Origin of the sequence: Pseudomonas faucium (assembly GCF_021602585.1) — a bacterium.
In the GTDB taxonomy this organism is placed as follows: domain Bacteria; phylum Pseudomonadota; class Gammaproteobacteria; order Pseudomonadales; family Pseudomonadaceae; genus Aquipseudomonas; species Aquipseudomonas faucium.
Genome location: NZ_BQIP01000003.1, coordinates 79,299 through 94,651 on the forward strand (window position 1 = coordinate 79,299; position 15,353 = coordinate 94,651).

Below are 15,353 nucleotides of genomic sequence, written 5' to 3' on the forward strand. Positions count from 1 at the left end.
TACCTAGTATTTTCAATGCGTAAGGTTGAAAGTGGCAGCTTGGCACGACTCATGCTCTACACTTCAAACCCGAATGCACACCGCTTCATGCTGTATTCGTTGAACGAAAGAGTCCGCCAACGGCTCCATAAAAAAAACAAACACGTCGAGGAAAATTTGATGCGTATCGTTCGTCAATTGCTGGGCGCCGCCATCGCGGCTGCAGTCATCGCTTCGCCGGCCATGGCCGAGGAGCTGACCGGCACCCTGAAGAAGATCAAGGACTCGGGCACCATCACCCTGGGGCACCGCGACTCCTCCATTCCATTTTCCTACCTGGCCGGCAAGCCCGAGCCCGTGGGCTACTCGCATGACATCCAGCTGGCTGTCGTCGACGCCCTGAAGAAGCAACTGGGTACGGACATCAAGGTCCGTTACAACCTGGTCACCTCGCAAACCCGCATCCCGCTGGTGCAGAACGGCACCGTCGACCTGGAGTGCGGCTCCACCACCAACAACGTCGAGCGCCAGCAGCAGGTCGGCTTCTCGGTGGGCATCTTCGAAGTCGGTACGCGCCTGCTGACCAAGGTCAAGGACGGTCAGCCTTCCTACAAGGACTTCCCGGACCTGGCCGGCAAGAACGTGGTGACCACCGCCGGCACCACCTCCGAGCGCATCCTCAAGGCGATGAACGCCGACAAGCAGATGAAGATGAACGTGATTTCCGCCAAGGACCACGGTGAAGCCTTCAACATGCTCGAAAGCGGCCGCGCCGTGGCCTTCATGATGGACGACGCCCTGCTCGCCGGTGAAATGGCCAAGGCCCGCAACCCGAAAGACTGGGTCATCACCGGTACCCCACAGTCGTACGAAATCTACGGCTGCATGGTGCGCAAGGACGATGCGGCGTTCAAGAAAGCGGTCGACGACGCCATCGTGGCCTACTTCAAGTCGGGCGAAGTCAACAAGAGCTACGACAAGTGGTTCACTCAGCCAATCCCACCGAAGGGGCTGAACCTGAACTTCCAGATGAGCGACGAGCTGAAGAAACTGATCGCCGAGCCGACCGACAAGGCCGCGGACGAGAAGAAGTCCTGATCCTCAGATAGTGGCCTGGTGCTCAACGGCACGAATCAACTCTGCAGGCCACCCATTAGTGTCTAACCTTTCATCCGAGGGCGCCCTGCGCCCCCGGATGCTCGAAGGTGCCCGTGAAACAACCGTCTGAGGGGAAATCCCGATGAATTACAACTGGGACTGGGGCGTGTTCTTCAAGTCCACCGGCGTGGGCAGCGAAACCTATCTGGACTGGTACATCACCGGCCTGGGCTGGACCATCGCCATCTCCATCACCGCCTGGATCATTGCCCTGTTGCTGGGGTCGGTGCTCGGTGTCATGCGCACCGTGCCCAATCGCCTGGTATCAGGCATCGCCACCGCCTATGTGGAATTGTTCCGCAACGTGCCGCTGCTGGTGCAGCTGTTCGTCTGGTACTTCCTGGTACCAGATTTGCTGCCCGAAGGCCTGCAGGAATGGTTCAAGCAAGACCTCAACCCGACGACTTCGGCGTTGATCAGCGTGGTCATCTGCCTGGGCCTGTTCACCGCCGCACGTGTCTGCGAGCAGGTGCGCACCGGTATCCAGGCACTGCCCAAGGGCCAGGAGGCCGCCGCTCGCGCCATGGGCTTCAGCCTGCCGCAGATCTACAACAACGTGCTGCTGCCGCAGGCCTACCGGATCATCATCCCGCCGCTCACCTCCGAGTTTCTCAACGTGTTCAAGAACTCCTCGGTGGCGTCGCTGATCGGCCTGATGGAGCTGCTCGCGCAGACCAAGCAGACCGCCGAGTTTTCCGCCAACCTGTTCGAGGCATTCACCCTGGCCACGCTGATCTACTTCACCCTGAACATGGGCCTGATGCTGATCATGCGCATGGTCGAGAAGAAAGTCGCCGTGCCTGGCCTGATTTCCGTGGGAGGCAAGTAAATGGACATGGATTTCAGCCAGATCATCCCCGCCCTGCCCGCCCTCTGGGAAGGCATGGTCATGACCCTCAAGCTGATGGTCATGGGCATCGTCGGCGGTATCGCCCTGGGTACCATCTTGGCGTTGATGCGCCTGTCGTCGAGCAAGCTGCTGTCGCGCCTGGCCGGCGCCTACGTCAACTACTTCCGCTCGATCCCGCTGCTGCTGGTGATCACCTGGTTCTACCTGGCGGTGCCCTTCGTGCTGCGCTGGATCACCGGCGAAGACACCCCGATCGGCGCCTTCACCTCGTGCGTCGTGGCCTTCATGATGTTCGAGGCCGCGTACTTCTGCGAAATCGTCCGTGCCGGCGTGCAGTCGATCTCCAAAGGCCAGATGGGCGCCGCGCAGGCGTTGGGCATGAACTACGCGCAGACCATGCGCCTGATCATCCTGCCCCAGGCCTTTCGCAAGATGACCCCGCTGCTGCTGCAGCAGAGCATCATCCTGTTCCAGGACACCTCGCTGGTGTACACCGTGGGCCTGGTGGACTTCCTCAACTCGGCACGTTCCAACGGCGACATCATCGGGCGCTCCCATGAGTTCCTGATCTTCGCCGGGGTCGTCTACTTCCTCATCAGCTTCTCCGCTTCGTGGCTGGTCAAGCGCCTGCAAAAAAGGATCACCGTATGATTTCCATCAAGAACGTCAACAAGTGGTACGGCGACTTCCAGGTACTGACCGACTGCAGCACCGAGGTCAAGAAAGGTGAAGTGGTGGTGGTCTGCGGCCCGTCCGGCTCGGGCAAGTCCACCCTGATCAAGTGCGTCAACGCGCTGGAGCCGTTCCAGAAGGGCGACATCGTGGTCGATGGCACCTCGATCGCCGACCCCAAGACCAACCTGCCGAAGCTGCGCTCGCGGGTGGGCATGGTGTTCCAGCATTTCGAGCTGTTCCCGCACCTGACCATCACCGAGAACCTGACCATTGCCCAGCGCAAGGTCCTGGGCCGCAGCGAGGCGGAAGCCAGCAAGAAGGGCCTGGCCCTGCTTGATCGTGTCGGCTTGAGCGCCCACGCCAAGAAGCACCCAGGCCAGCTCTCCGGCGGCCAGCAGCAGCGCGTGGCGATCGCCCGCGCGCTGGCCATGGACCCGATCGTCATGCTGTTCGACGAACCCACCTCGGCGCTGGACCCGGAAATGGTCAGCGAGGTGCTCGACGTGATGGTGCAACTGGCCCACGAAGGCATGACCATGATGTGCGTGACCCACGAGATGGGCTTTGCCCGCAAGGTTGCCAACCGGGTCATCTTCATGGACAAGGGCAGCATCATCGAAGACTGCACCAAGGAAGAGTTCTTCGGCGACCAGAGCGCCCGCGACCAACGCACCCAGCACTTCCTCAGCAAGATCCTGCAACACTAAGTCGGCCACAGTCTCCGCTGCCCCTGGCTACCGGGGGCAGCGGATGCTGGCCGTGACAAGGCCACTGTGATGAAATGCGACCCCTCGCTTCTTCGCCCTGCCAAGCCCGCCGTGAAATCCCGCCTGATCCGTCAATTGCTGCTGCCGCCCCTGGTCATCCTGCTGATGGTCGGCCTGGGCCTGGCCGGTTTCCTGATCAGCGAAAGCAACGGCATCCGCACCCTCAGCGAAAACGGTGAACGCCAGCTGGAGCTGCACGCGCGCACGGTGGAAAGCGAAATCAGCAAGTACACCTACCTGCCAAGCCTGCTGGAGCTCGAAGACAGCGTCTCGCTGCTGCTCACCGACCCCGACGGCGCCAACCGGCAAACCGTCAACGAATACCTCGAAGGCCTCAACCGCCGCAGCCGCAGCCGGGCGATCTTCGTGCTCGACACCAACGGCCGGGTACAGGCCAGCAGCAACTGGCGCGATGCCGACTCGTTCCTCGGCGAGGACCTCTCGTTCCGCGCCTACTTCCAGAACGCCGTGCGCGGCGAGCCGGGGCGTTTCTACGGCATCGGCAGCACCACCGGCGAAGCGGGCTACTACCTGGCCCACGGCCTGGAAGAACACGGCAAGATCATCGGCGTGGCGGTGATCAAGGTGCGCCTGGACACCCTGGAAGAGCGCTGGCAGCGGGCGCGCCTGGAAGCCTTCGTCAGCGACGAGAACGGCATCATCATCCTCTCCAGCGACCCCGCCCGGCGGCTCAAGTCGGTGCGCCCGCTGACGCCGCAGATCAAGGAGCGCCTGGCGCGCAGCCTGCAATACTACTGGTGGCCGCTCAACGAGCTGCAACCGCTGGCCCGCGAAACCCTGGCCGATGGCGTGGAAAAACTCACCTTCCCGGCCAACAGCGAAACCGCCCAGGGCAAGCCCCACGAAGTGGCCTACCTGGCACAGACCCGGCGCCTGGTCGACACCCCCTGGCACTTCACCCTGCTCACCCCGCTGCAGGACCTGCGCCGCGAATCGATGGTGCAAGGCATCCTGGTGGCCGTGGCATTCGCCTTGCTGGCGATCCTCGGCATCGCCTGGAACGAGCGGCGCAAGGTGATTGCCACGCGCCTGGCCGCCCGTGAAGCGCTGGAGGAAGCCAACAGCCAGCTGGAGCGGCGCATCGCCGACCGCACCGCCGACCTGCGCGCCAGCAACGAACGCCTCAAGGGCCAGATCCGCGAACGCCGGCATGCCGAACAGACCCTGCGCCACGCCCAGGACGAGCTGGTGCAGGCCGGCAAGCTGGCGGCCATCGGCCAGATGTCCACCAGCATCGCCCACGAACTCAACCAGCCGCTGGCGGCGCTGCGCACCTTGTCCGGCAACACCGTGCGCTTCCTCGAACGCGGCGCGCTGGAAACCGCCAGCACCAACCTGCGCACCATGAACGACCTGATCGACCGCATGGGCCGCATCACCGCCAGCCTGCGCTCCTTCGCCCGGCGCGGCGACGACCGCGGCCAGGCTTCGCTGGCCAAGGCGGTGGAGGCCACGCTGCAGGTACTGGGCAACCGCATCAGCGCCTGCCACTTGCAGTTGCACAGCCAGTTCGACGACCATCAACTGGCCATCGACCAGACGCGCCTGGAGCAGATCCTGGTCAACCTGATCGGCAACGCCCTCGACGCCATGGCCACGCAGCCGCTGCCTGAGCTGTGGCTCGAAGGCGAGCTGCAAGGCGACAAGTACCGCCTGCGGGTACGCGACAATGGCCACGGCATCGACGCCGAAGCGCGCAAGCACCTGTTCGAACCTTTCTTCACCACCAAACCCGGCGAACACGGCCTGGGCCTGGGCCTGACCTTGTCGGCGAGCCTCGCCGCCGCCGCCAAGGGCAGCCTGAACGTCGAGCACCCCGCCAGTGGCGGTACCGCCTTCGTCCTTGCCCTGCCCCTGGTCACGCCCCCTAGCGAAACGGCAGAGCAACCATGAACCCAGCGCCTCTTACCGTCCTGATTGTCGAAGACGACCCGCATGTGCTGCTCGGCTGCCAGCAAGCCCTGGCCCTGGAAGACATCGCCTGCGAAGGCGTGGGCAGCGCCGAACAGGCCCTGGAACGCATCGGTGATGACTTCGCCGGCATCGTCGTCAGCGACATCCGCCTGCCAGGCATCGATGGCCTGGAACTGCTCAACCGCCTCAAGGCGCGTGACCGCAGCCTGCCCGTGGTACTGATTACCGGCCACGGCGATATCGACATGGCCGTGGGCGCCATGCGCAACGGCGCCTACGACTTCATGGAAAAACCGTTCTCGCCCGAGCGCCTGGTCGAGGTGGTCAGGCGCGCCCTGGAGCAACGCGGGCTGTCACGCGAGGTGTTCGCCCTGCGCCGCCAGCTGGCCGAGCAGAACAGCCTGGAGGGGCGCATCATCGGCCACTCGCCGGCCATGGAGCACCTGCGCGAGCTGATCGCCAACGTGGCCGACACCTCCGCCAACGTTCTGATCGAAGGCGAAACCGGCACCGGCAAGGAGCTGGTTGCCCGTTGCCTGCACGACTTCAGCCGGCGCCAGGGCCAGCCCTTCGTGGCGCTGAACTGCGGCGGCCTGCCAGAGAACCTGTTCGAGAGCGAAATCTTCGGCCACGAGGCCAACGCCTTCACCGGCGCCGGCAAGCGGCGCATCGGCAAGATCGAGCATGCCAATGGCGGCACGCTGTTTCTCGATGAGGTCGAGAGCATGCCGATCAACCTGCAGATCAAGCTGCTGCGCGTGTTGCAGGAACGTACCTTGGAGCGCCTGGGCTCGAACCAGAGCATCCCGGTGGACTGCCGGGTGATCGCTGCAACCAAGGCCGACCTGGCCACCCTCGGCCAGAGCGGCCAGTTCCGCAGCGACCTGTACTACCGGCTGAACGTGGTCACCCTGGAATTGCCGCCGCTGCGCGAGCGCCGCGAAGACATCCGCCAATTGTTCGAGCACTTCCTCCAGCAATCGGCGCTGCGTTTCGACCGCGAGCTGCCGCCGCTCGACAGCCAGACCCTGTCACGGCTGATGTCCCACGACTGGCCGGGTAACGTGCGCGAGCTGCGCAACGTTGCCGAACGCTTCGCCCTGGGCTTGCCGGCCTTCAAGAAAGGGCCCAGTGGCGGCGCCAGCCAGGGGCTGGGCTTTGCCGAAGCGGTGGAGGCGTTCGAACGCAACCTGCTCAGCGACGCGCTGCAGCGCACCGGCGGCAACCTCAGCCAGGCCAGCCAGGAGCTGGGCATGGCCAAGACCACGCTGTTCGACAAGGTGAAGAAGTACGGGCTCGGCTGAGATCGGCAAGGAACCTGTGGGAGCCGGCTTGCCGGCTCCCACATGCGCTTTGCTACAGGCCGGCGATATGCGTCACGTCCTGGCGGTGTGACTGCAGGTAGGGCAATACCGCCCCGAGCAACGGCGCCTTGAACGGCTCCTGGAAGCGATGCGCCAGCCCCGGGATCAACTTCAGCTGGCTCCCCTGGATATGCGCCGCCAGGTGCACCCCATGCATCACCGGCAACAGCGGGTCGGCCGTGCCGTGCACCACCAGGGTCGGCACGCGCAGTTTGTTGAGCAGCTCGACCCGGCTGGGCTCGGCCAGGATCGCCATGATCTGGCGCTTGGCGCCGTCGGGGTTGAACGCCCGGTCATAGGCCACCGCCGCCTGCTGCAACAACACCGCCCGATCGTCACGCACCTGCGGGCTGCCCAATGCCGCCAGCAAGTCGGCCTGCTGTTCGATGGCAACCTCCCGATTCGGCGCGCTGCGCCGGGCCAGCAACTGCACCAGGGCAGGGGCCGGCGCCGGCAGGCCTGCCGCGCCCGAGCTGGACATCACCAGCGTCAGGCTACGCACCCGCTGCGGCGCCATCGCCGCCAGGTGCTGGGCGATCATCCCGCCCATGCTCACGCCCAGCACATGAAATTGGCGGATGCCCAGCGAGTCCATCAGCTGCAGGCCATCGCCGGCCATGTCGGTCAGCGTGTAGGGCGCGGCAACTGGCAGGCCCAGCTTGTAGCGCAGCAGCTCGACCGTCAGGTTGGCACTGGGCGGCAGCTGGTTCCAGCGCGACAGGCCGACATCGCGGTTGTCATAGCGAATGACCCGAAAACCCTGCAGGCACAACGCCTCGACCACGTCGTCGGGCCAGTGGATGAGCTGCCCGCCAAGGCCCATGACCAGCAGCAACGCAGGGTCGCGCGGCGCGCCCACGCTCTGGTACACCAGGCTCAGCTCGCCCAGCTCGGCCCGTTGCACCGGCACATGTGGGTCACAGCGCTGCTCGGCGAAGCTCGCCGGCACGCTGACAAGGAAGAAGAAAAACAGCAGAAAAGCCCGCATGAAAGAAACACCAGAATGCAGATCCCCAGTAGAGCGCGAGTCTGATGACTTTCATTCAAGCGCGCTGCCACAGTTCGGTGACAGTTTGATGAACGCTGCCGAGCGGTTGGGCGAAGGTCCAGTCGACAGTCGGGGGCAACATGAGAGAAACTCAACTAATTCCCTGTTTCCTCAAATTTTCCTCTCGGAGTCAGCTGTGCTGGAGATCCGCCACCTGAAAACCCTTCATGCCCTGCGCGAGGCTGACAGCCTGGTGGAGGCCGCCGAACGCCTGCACCTGACGCAATCGGCGCTGTCGCACCAGTTCAAGGAGCTCGAAGAGCGCCTGGGGTTGCCGTTGTTCGTGCGCAAGACCAAGCCCATCCGCTTCACCAGCGCCGGCCTGCGCCTGCTGCAACTGGCCGATGCCACCCTGCCGCTGCTGCGCGGCGCCGAGCGCGACATCGCCCGCCTGGCCGGTGGCACGGCCGGGCGCCTGCACATGGCCATCGAATGCCACAGCTGCTTTCAGTGGCTGATGCCGACCATCGACCAGTTCCGCGACGCCTGGCCGGAAGTGGAGCTGGACCTGGCCTCGGGCTTCGCCTTCGCCCCGCTGCCGGCCCTGGCCCGGGGCGACCTCGACCTGGTGGTGACGTCCGACCCGCTCGACCTTGCCGGCATCACCTACGTGCCGCTGTTCACCTACGAAGCCATGCTGGCGGTGGCCAACCAGCACCCGCTGGCGAGCAAACCCTACATGGTGCCCCAGGACCTGATCGACCAGACGCTGATCACCTACCCGGTGGAGCGCGACCGCCTGGACATCTTCACCCGCTTCCTGGAGCCGGCCGACATCGAACCTGCGGCCGTGCGCACCTCGGAGCTGACGGTGATGATGATGCAGCTGGTGGCCAGCGGCCGCGGCGTCTGCGGCATGCCCCACTGGGCCCTGCACGAATACAGCTCGCGCGGCTACGTGAAGGGCAAGCGCCTGGGCGAGAAAGGCCTGTTCGCCACGCTCTATGCGGCCGTGCGCACCGACATGCTCGATGCGCCGTACATGCGCGACTTCCTGCTGACCGCCAAGGACACCTCGTTCGCCACCCTCGATGGGGTCAGCGCGGTACGCTGAGCGCCTGGCGATACAGCGGCAGGATCAGGTCGCGGGTCAGCGGCGCCAGTTGCAGCGCGGGCAGTTGATCAGCGGCCAGCCACACCACTTCTTCGATTTCCGCCGCTGGGACCACCTGCCCGGCGCAATCGACCCTGAACAACTGCGCCTGCACTTCGAAGCCCGGCTCGTTGGCCGCAGGGGCACTGAACTGGCCCAGCGGGATGGCCTGCGCCGGGTCGATGCGCAGGCCCAGCTCTTCGTGCAGTTCGCGCACCAGGGCTTGCACCGGCGTTTCCCCCGCGTCGATCTTGCCGCCTGGCTGCATGAAGGCCTGGGTGCCGCGCTTGCGCACCAGCAGGGTGCGGCCCTGGGGGTCGATGAGCAGGGCGGCGGCGATGCGGATGACGTTGGGCATGGGCTAGGCTCCCGGGCAAAGGCACGGAGGATCCCATGGCCGCCCTTGGCTGACAAGGACAGTGCGGCCTGCCCCGCGAAAGGGCCAGAACAGACGAACGGCCCCTTGCCAAGCCACCGCGCACCCTCCATAACCAACACATGAACCTGCCCGCCCATCAGCACCCGGTGCTGGAGCTTTTCCACCCTGCCGTCGGCACCTGGTTCCGTCGCCATTTCGCCACGGTCACCGACGCCCAGGCGCGTGCCTGGCCGTTGATCCATGCCGGTCAATCGATGCTGCTGGCCGCCCCCACCGGCTCGGGCAAGACCCTCAGCGCCTTCCTTGCCGTACTCGACGAACTGTTCCGCCAGGGCCTGGAGCATGGCGGCGAGCTGCCAGCGCAAACCCAGGTCATCTACGTATCGCCACTCAAAGCGCTGTCCAACGACATCCGCCTGAACCTGCAGGCCCCGCTCGAAGGCATCAGCCAGGGCCTCGCGGAACAGGGCCTGAAGGCGCCACGCATCACCACCGCCGTGCGCACCGGCGATACGCCGCAGAAGGAGCGTGCGGCCATGCGCAAACTGGCGCCGCATATCCTGGTGACCACCCCCGAATCGCTGTACGTGCTGATGGGCTCGGCCTCCGGGCGCGCGGGGCTGGCCGGCGTACACACGGTAATCGTCGACGAGATCCACGCCCTGGCCGGCAACAAGCGCGGCGCCCACCTGGCGCTGACGCTGGAACGCCTGCAAGCCCTGTGCGGGCGGCCGCTGCGGCGTATCGGCCTGTCTGCCACCCAGCGCCCGGTAGAACGTGTGGCGCAGTTTCTGGTCGGCCACCGGCGCCCTTGCGCGATCGTCGACATCGGCCACGCCCGCCAGCGCGACCTGGCCATCGAGGTGCCGCCGGTGCCGCTGGGCGCGGTGATGGCCACCGATGTCTGGGGCCTGGTCTACGACCGCCTGGCCGCCCTGGCCCGGCAACATCGCACCACGCTGGTGTTCGTCAACACCCGGCGCCTGGCCGAGCGCCTGACCCGCCACCTCAGCGACCGCCTGGGCAAGCAAGCGGTGGCGGCGCACCACGGCAGCCTGGCCAAGGAGCTGCGCCTGGATGCCGAGCAACGCCTGAAGAACGGGCAATTGCAGGTGCTGGTCGCCACCGCTTCGCTGGAGCTTGGCATCGACATCGGCGATGTCGACCTGGTCTGCCAAATTGCCTCGCCGGGCTCGATCGCCGCCTTCCTGCAGCGTGTCGGGCGCTCCGGGCACCAGGTCGATGGCGTGCCCAAGGGGCGCTTGTTCGCCACTTCGCGCGACGACCTGATCGAATGCGTGGCCCTGCTCGACTGCGTTCGCCAGGGCGAGCTCGATGAACTGCACATCCCCAAGGCGCCGCTGGACGTGCTGGCGCAACAGATCGTCGCCGAAGCCAGCAACCAGCCCTGGCAGGAGCAGGCGCTGTTCGACTGCCTGCGCCAGGCAACGCCCTATGCCGAACTCGACGTGAACCATTATCAGGCGCTGCTGCGCATGCTCGCCGAAGGCTACAACGGCCGCCTCGGCGTGCGCAGCGCCTACCTGCACCGCGATGCGGTCAGCGGCACATTGCGCGGGCGCCGGGGCAGCCAGCTGACCGCGCTGACCAGCGGCGGCACCATCCCCGAGACCGCCGACTACAGCGTGCTGCTCGAACCCCAGGCATTGAACATCGGCAGCGTCAACGAAGACTTCGCGGTGGAGAGCATTGCCGGTGACATCTTCCAGCTGGGCAATGCCTCCTACCGTATTTTGCGGGTCGAGCCCGGCCGGGTGCGGGTCGAAGATGCCCAGGGCCTGCCGCCGACCATACCGTTCTGGCTCGGCGAGGCGCCGGGGCGCAGTGACGAATTGTCGGCCGCGGTGGCCCGCCTGCAGGCGCGCATCGACGAGCAGCTGGGGCGCTGCAAGGGTGATCTCGCTGAGGTATTGCAGTGGCTGCAAAGTACCTTCGCGCTGGACGAAGCCTGTGCCAGCCAGTTGCTCGATTACCTGGGCCGCACCCGGGAAGCCTTGGGCGCCCTGCCCTCGCAGCAAACCCTGGTGATGGAGCGTTTTTTCGACGAGGCCGGCGGCACCCAGCTGATCATCCATTCGCCCTATGGCAGCCGCATCAACCGGGCCTGGGGCCTGGCATTGCGCAAGCGCTTCTGCCGCACGTTCAATTTCGAGCTGCAGGCGGCGGCCAGCGAAGACGCCATCGTGCTGTCGCTGTCCACCAGCCACAGCTTCGCGCTCGACGAAGTCTGGCGTTACCTGCCCAGCCGCACTGCCGAGCAGGTGCTCATCCAGGCCCTGCTCGACGCCCCGCTGTTCGGTGTGCGCTGGCGCTGGAACGCCGCCGTGGCCATGGCCCTGCCGCGTTATGTCGGCGGGCGCAAGGTAGCCCCGCAGATCCAGCGCATGAAGAGCGAAGACCTGATCGCCGCCGTGTTTCCCGACCAGATCGCTTGCCTGGAGAACATCGCCGGCGAACGGCAGATTCCCGACCATCCGCTGGTCGAGCAGACCCTCGACGACTGCCTGCACGAGGCCATGGACAGCGAAGGCTGGCTGGCCCTGCTCAGGCGCATGGAGCGCGGCGAGATACAGCTGCTGTGCCGCGACCTGCCCGCGCCCTCGCCGTTGGCCTCGGCCATCCTCAATGCCCGGCCCTATGCCTTCCTCGACGATGCCCCGCTGGAGGAACGGCGCACCCAGGCGGTGCTCAACCGGCGCTGGAACCCGGTACAGAGCAGCGACGACCTGGGCGCGCTGGACGCCGATGCCATCGCTGCCGTCGAAGCCGAGGCATGGCCTCAACCGCGCAACGCCGACGAGATGCACGAAACCTTGATGAGCCTGGGCGCCATCAGCCAGCAAGAGGTGCACGCCAACCCCAGCTGGGACTTGCTGCTGCGCCAGCTGGCCAAGGCCGGGCGCGCCTTGCAGATGCCGGCCCAACAACTCTGGCTGGCGCGCGAGCGCCTCAGCCTGCTGCAGGCGCTGTACCCGCAAGCCACCCTGACCCCTGCGCTTGGCGTGTTGCCGGGGTTCGACCAGGCCATCGACCCGGACAGCGCCCTCAGCGAGCTGCTGCGCGCCCGCCTGAGCGGCCACGGGCCCTTGACCCTGGCGCAGATCGCCAGCCCGCTGGGCAAGCCGGATGCAGCTGTCGAGCAGGCCCTGGCGCGGCTGGAGGCCGAAGGCTATGTCCTGCGCGGCCACTTCAGCCCCGGCCAGCCCGCGCTGCAGTGGTGCGAACGCCACCTGCTGGCGCGCATCCACCGCTACACGGTCAAGCGCCTGCGCCGGGAGATCGAACCGGTCAGCCTGCAGGACTTCATGCGCTTTCTGTTCGACTGGCAGCACCTGGCGCCAGGCGAGCGCTTGCGTGGCCCGCTGGCCGTGGCCGAGGTGCTGGGCCAGCTGCAGGGCTTCCCCAGCGCTGCCGGGGCATGGGAGGCGGAGCTGCTGCCAGCGCGGATCGAGGACTACAGCCCGCACTGGCTCGACGATGCCTGCCGCAGCGGTCAGTTCGCCTGGAGCCGCCTGGCAGCGACCGCGGCCAGCAGTACCTTGGCCAGCACGCCGCTGGTGCTGCTGCCGCGCGAGCACCTGGGCACCTGGCGCAGCCTGGCCCCGGCGGTTGCCGTGGATGCCCTGGGCCTGCGCGCGCAACGGGTGCACGAGGTGCTGCAAACCCAAGGGGCGTTGTTTTTCGATGAACTGGCCCACGATGCCCACTTGCTGCCCAGCGAGCTGGAAACCGCGCTGCAGGCGCTGGTGGGCGCCGGGCTGGTGGGTGCCGACAGCTTCATCGGCCTGCGCAGCCTGATCACCCCGGCGGCCAAGCGCACCGTGCGCCACAGCCGGCGTGGCCACCCGCCGCTGTCCAGCAGCATGGCCCATGCAGGGCGCTGGGCCTTGCTGCGCCAGGGCAGCGCCGATGACAGCGAACGCCTGGAGCAGATCGCCCGCGCCCTGCTGCGCCGGTATGGGGTGATGTGCTGGCGGCTGCTGGAGCGCGAGAGCGATGTCTTGCCGCCCTGGCGCGAGCTGTTGCGCTGCTATCACCGCCTGGAGGCACGTGGCGAGATCCGTGGCGGGCGTTTCATTGCCGGGCTGGCGGGCGAGCAGTTCGCCTTGCCCGAAGCGGTCGGCCTGCTCCGCCAGGTACGCCGACAGGCGCTGGACGGGGCGCTGGTCGTGGTCAGCGCCAGCGACCCGTTGAACCTGGTGGGTTCGCTGCTACCTGGGGCGAAAGTGCCGGCCGTGAGCGGCAACCGCCTGCTGTACCGCGATGGCGTGCCCGTGGCGGTGCGCATTGCCGGGCGCTACGGCTACCTGGTCGAAACATCGGGGGCTGAACAGCAAGCCTGGCGGCAAAAACTCTTGCGCGAATGATTTTCGATACCCCAATTTTCATTTCCAGCACCGCGCAACCGGGCTATGGTCGGGGTTTGTTCCAGGCCCTGAGCCTGACCGAGCCATCGTAAGGACCCCGTATGAGCCTGTCACTTCTCAGTCGCTACGCCTTTTTCGCCGCTTGTGTACTGTTCACCCTGGCGAGCCTGCCGTTGCTCCACCATGAATGGCTGTGGCCATTCACCCTGGCCACCGCGCTGCTCAGCCTGCTCGGCCTGTTCGACCTGCTGCAGCAACGCCACGCGGTGCGCCGCAACTACCCGATCCTGGGCAACATCCGCTACCTGGTCGAAGCCATCCGCCCGGAAATCCGCCAGTACCTGCTGGAATCCGACAGCGATGCCCTGCCCTTCTCCCGCGCCCAGCGCTCGCTGGTGTATTCCCGGGCCAAGAACGAAGCGTCGGACAAGCCCTTCGGTACCCTGATCGACGTGTACGAATCGGGCTTCGAGTTCATCGGCCACTCCATGCGCCCGGCGCCGCTGGCCGACCCTGCGAGCTTTCGCATCATCATCGGCGGCCCGCAGTGCAGCCAGCCGTACTCGGCTTCGATCTTCAACATCTCCGCCATGAGCTTCGGCTCGCTCAGCGCCAACGCCATCCGCGCGCTGAACCAGGGCGCCAAGCTGGGCAACTTCCACCACGACACCGGCGAAGGCAGCATCAGCCCCTACCACCGCGAACATGGCGGCGACCTGGTCTGGGAGCTGGGCAGCGGCTACTTCGGTTGCCGCACCGCAGACGGGCGCTTCGACCCCGAACGCTTCGCCGCCCAGGCGCGCACCCCGCAGGTGCGGATGATCGAAATCAAGATGAGCCAGGGCGCCAAGCCCGGCCATGGCGGCATCCTGCCCAAGCACAAGGTGACCCAGGAAATTGCCGACACCCGCGGCGTGCTGATGGGCGAGGACTGCATCTCGCCGTCACGCCACAGCGCCTTCTCCACGCCCATCGAGATGATGCAGTTCATCGCCCAGTTGCGTGAGCTGTCCGGCGGCAAGCCGGTGGGCTTCAAGTTCTGCCTCGGCCACCCATGGGAGTTCATGGGCATCGCCAAGGCCATGCTGGAAACCGGCATCCTGCCCGACTTCATCGTCGTCGACGGCAAGGAAGGCGGTACCGGCGCCGCGCCGGTGGAATTCACCGACCACATCGGCGTGCCGCTGCGCGAGGGCCTGCTGTTCGTGCACAACACCCTGGTGGGCCTGAACCTGCGCGACAAGATCAAGCTCGGCGCCAGCGGCAAGATCGTCAGCGCCTTCGATATCGCCAGCGTGCTGGCCATCGGCGCCGACTGGGCCAACTCCGCGCGTGGCTTCATGTTCGCCATCGGCTGCATCCAGTCGCAAAGCTGCCACACCAACAAGTGCCCGACCGGCGTGGCCACCCAGGACCCGCTGCGCCAGCGGGCGCTGGTGGTGCCGGACAAGGCCCAGCGGGTGCTGAACTTCCACCACAACACCCTGCGCGCGCTGGCCGAGATGCTGGCCGCGGCGGGCCTGGAACACCCGGCGCAACTGGAGGCCAAGCACCTGGTGCGGCGTGTGTCGGCCACCGAGATCAAACTGTTCTCGCAGATGCATGTGTTCCTCAAGCCGGGTGAGTTGCTCACCGGCGAAGTGGATGGGCAGTTCTATTCGCGCATGTGGCAGATGGCCCGGGCGGACAGCTTCGAGCCGCAAGCGGCCTGACGGTC

At 66.2% G+C, this 15,353-nt stretch carries 11 protein-coding genes; 9 read left to right on the forward strand and 2 right to left on the reverse strand.

All coding sequences use genetic code 11. From position 1 onward, the window contains the following. Positions 1–159 precede the first annotated feature (159 nt). The 6 genes from L6D75_RS05215 (at position 160) to aauR (ending at position 6,668) form a co-directional block, all read left to right on the forward strand. On the forward strand, positions 160–1,077 hold the full coding sequence (locus tag L6D75_RS05215; protein WP_176511053.1) for a glutamate/aspartate ABC transporter substrate-binding protein: 918 nt from the start codon (positions 160–162) through the stop codon (positions 1,075–1,077). A 142-nt stretch (positions 1,078–1,219) separates the two neighbouring features. Beyond that, a complete protein-coding gene (locus tag L6D75_RS05220; RefSeq protein WP_176511052.1) occupies positions 1,220–1,966 on the forward strand; it encodes an amino acid ABC transporter permease in 747 nt (248 codons plus the stop codon). Beyond that, the gene (locus tag L6D75_RS05225; protein ID WP_176511051.1) at positions 1,967–2,638 is read left to right on the forward strand and encodes an amino acid ABC transporter permease; all 672 of its coding nucleotides are present in this window, start codon (positions 1,967–1,969) and stop codon (positions 2,636–2,638) included. Further along, positions 2,635–3,369 carry an amino acid ABC transporter ATP-binding protein gene (locus L6D75_RS05230; RefSeq protein WP_176511050.1) on the forward strand — a complete coding sequence of 245 codons (735 nt, stop codon included), beginning with the start codon at positions 2,635–2,637 and terminating at the stop codon, positions 3,367–3,369. Before L6D75_RS05225 ends, L6D75_RS05230 begins: the two co-directional genes overlap by 4 nt. Before the next feature lie 69 nt (positions 3,370–3,438). Beyond that, positions 3,439–5,343, forward strand: coding sequence for a two-component sensor histidine kinase AauS (gene aauS, locus L6D75_RS05235; protein WP_176511049.1), 1,905 nt, complete (start codon positions 3,439–3,441; stop codon positions 5,341–5,343). Continuing rightward, positions 5,340–6,668, forward strand: coding sequence for a two-component response regulator AauR (gene aauR, locus L6D75_RS05240; protein ID WP_176511048.1), 1,329 nt, complete (start codon positions 5,340–5,342; stop codon positions 6,666–6,668). The genes aauS and aauR overlap by 4 nt, the downstream gene beginning before the upstream one ends. A gap of 52 nt (positions 6,669–6,720) precedes the next feature. Here the strand turns inward: aauR and L6D75_RS05245 are convergent, their stop codons facing one another. Continuing rightward, a complete protein-coding gene (locus L6D75_RS05245; RefSeq protein ID WP_176511047.1) occupies positions 6,721–7,716 on the reverse strand; it encodes an alpha/beta fold hydrolase in 996 nt (331 codons plus the stop codon). 196 nt (positions 7,717–7,912) lie between these two features. Between L6D75_RS05245 and metR the strand changes: the two genes are divergently transcribed. Further along, positions 7,913–8,830 (forward strand): transcriptional regulator MetR, encoded by a 918-nt coding sequence (gene metR, locus L6D75_RS05250; protein WP_176511046.1) that lies wholly within the window; start codon positions 7,913–7,915, stop codon positions 8,828–8,830. On the opposite strand, the gene L6D75_RS05255 is transcribed toward metR, so the two are convergent. Then, a complete protein-coding gene (locus L6D75_RS05255; protein ID WP_176511045.1) occupies positions 8,814–9,227 on the reverse strand; it encodes an NUDIX hydrolase in 414 nt (137 codons plus the stop codon). The two genes, metR and L6D75_RS05255, sit on opposite strands and share 17 nt — an antisense overlap. Positions 9,228–9,367: 140 nt before the next feature. On the opposite strand from L6D75_RS05255, the gene L6D75_RS05260 reads away from it, so the two are divergent. Beyond that, a complete protein-coding gene (locus tag L6D75_RS05260; RefSeq protein ID WP_176511044.1) occupies positions 9,368–13,636 on the forward strand; it encodes a DEAD/DEAH box helicase in 4,269 nt (1,422 codons plus the stop codon). Positions 13,637–13,737: 101 nt separating this feature from the next. Further along, complete coding sequence (locus L6D75_RS05265; RefSeq protein WP_176511043.1) at positions 13,738–15,348, forward strand: FMN-binding glutamate synthase family protein; 1,611 nt, start codon at positions 13,738–13,740, stop codon at positions 15,346–15,348. The last annotated feature ends 5 nt before the right edge of the window (positions 15,349–15,353 follow it).

Bases quoted from the DNA above. Each gene is read 5' to 3' on its own strand.
- L6D75_RS05215 (WP_176511053.1), top strand. From the start codon at position 160: ATGCGTATCGTTCGTCAATTGCTGGGCGCCGCCATCGCGGCTGCAGTC.
- L6D75_RS05220 (WP_176511052.1), top strand. From the start codon at position 1,220: ATGAATTACAACTGGGACTGGGGCGTGTTCTTCAAGTCCACCGGCGTG.
- L6D75_RS05225 (WP_176511051.1), top strand. From the start codon at position 1,967: ATGGACATGGATTTCAGCCAGATCATCCCCGCCCTGCCCGCCCTCTGG.
- L6D75_RS05230 (WP_176511050.1), top strand. From the start codon at position 2,635: ATGATTTCCATCAAGAACGTCAACAAGTGGTACGGCGACTTCCAGGTA.
- aauS (WP_176511049.1), top strand. From the start codon at position 3,439: ATGAAATGCGACCCCTCGCTTCTTCGCCCTGCCAAGCCCGCCGTGAAA.
- aauR (WP_176511048.1), top strand. From the start codon at position 5,340: ATGAACCCAGCGCCTCTTACCGTCCTGATTGTCGAAGACGACCCGCAT.
- L6D75_RS05245 (WP_176511047.1), bottom strand. From the start codon at position 7,716: ATGCGGGCTTTTCTGCTGTTTTTCTTCTTCCTTGTCAGCGTGCCGGCG.
- L6D75_RS05255 (WP_176511045.1), bottom strand. From the start codon at position 9,227: ATGCCCAACGTCATCCGCATCGCCGCCGCCCTGCTCATCGACCCCCAG.
- L6D75_RS05260 (WP_176511044.1), top strand. From the start codon at position 9,368: ATGAACCTGCCCGCCCATCAGCACCCGGTGCTGGAGCTTTTCCACCCT.
- L6D75_RS05265 (WP_176511043.1), top strand. From the start codon at position 13,738: ATGAGCCTGTCACTTCTCAGTCGCTACGCCTTTTTCGCCGCTTGTGTA.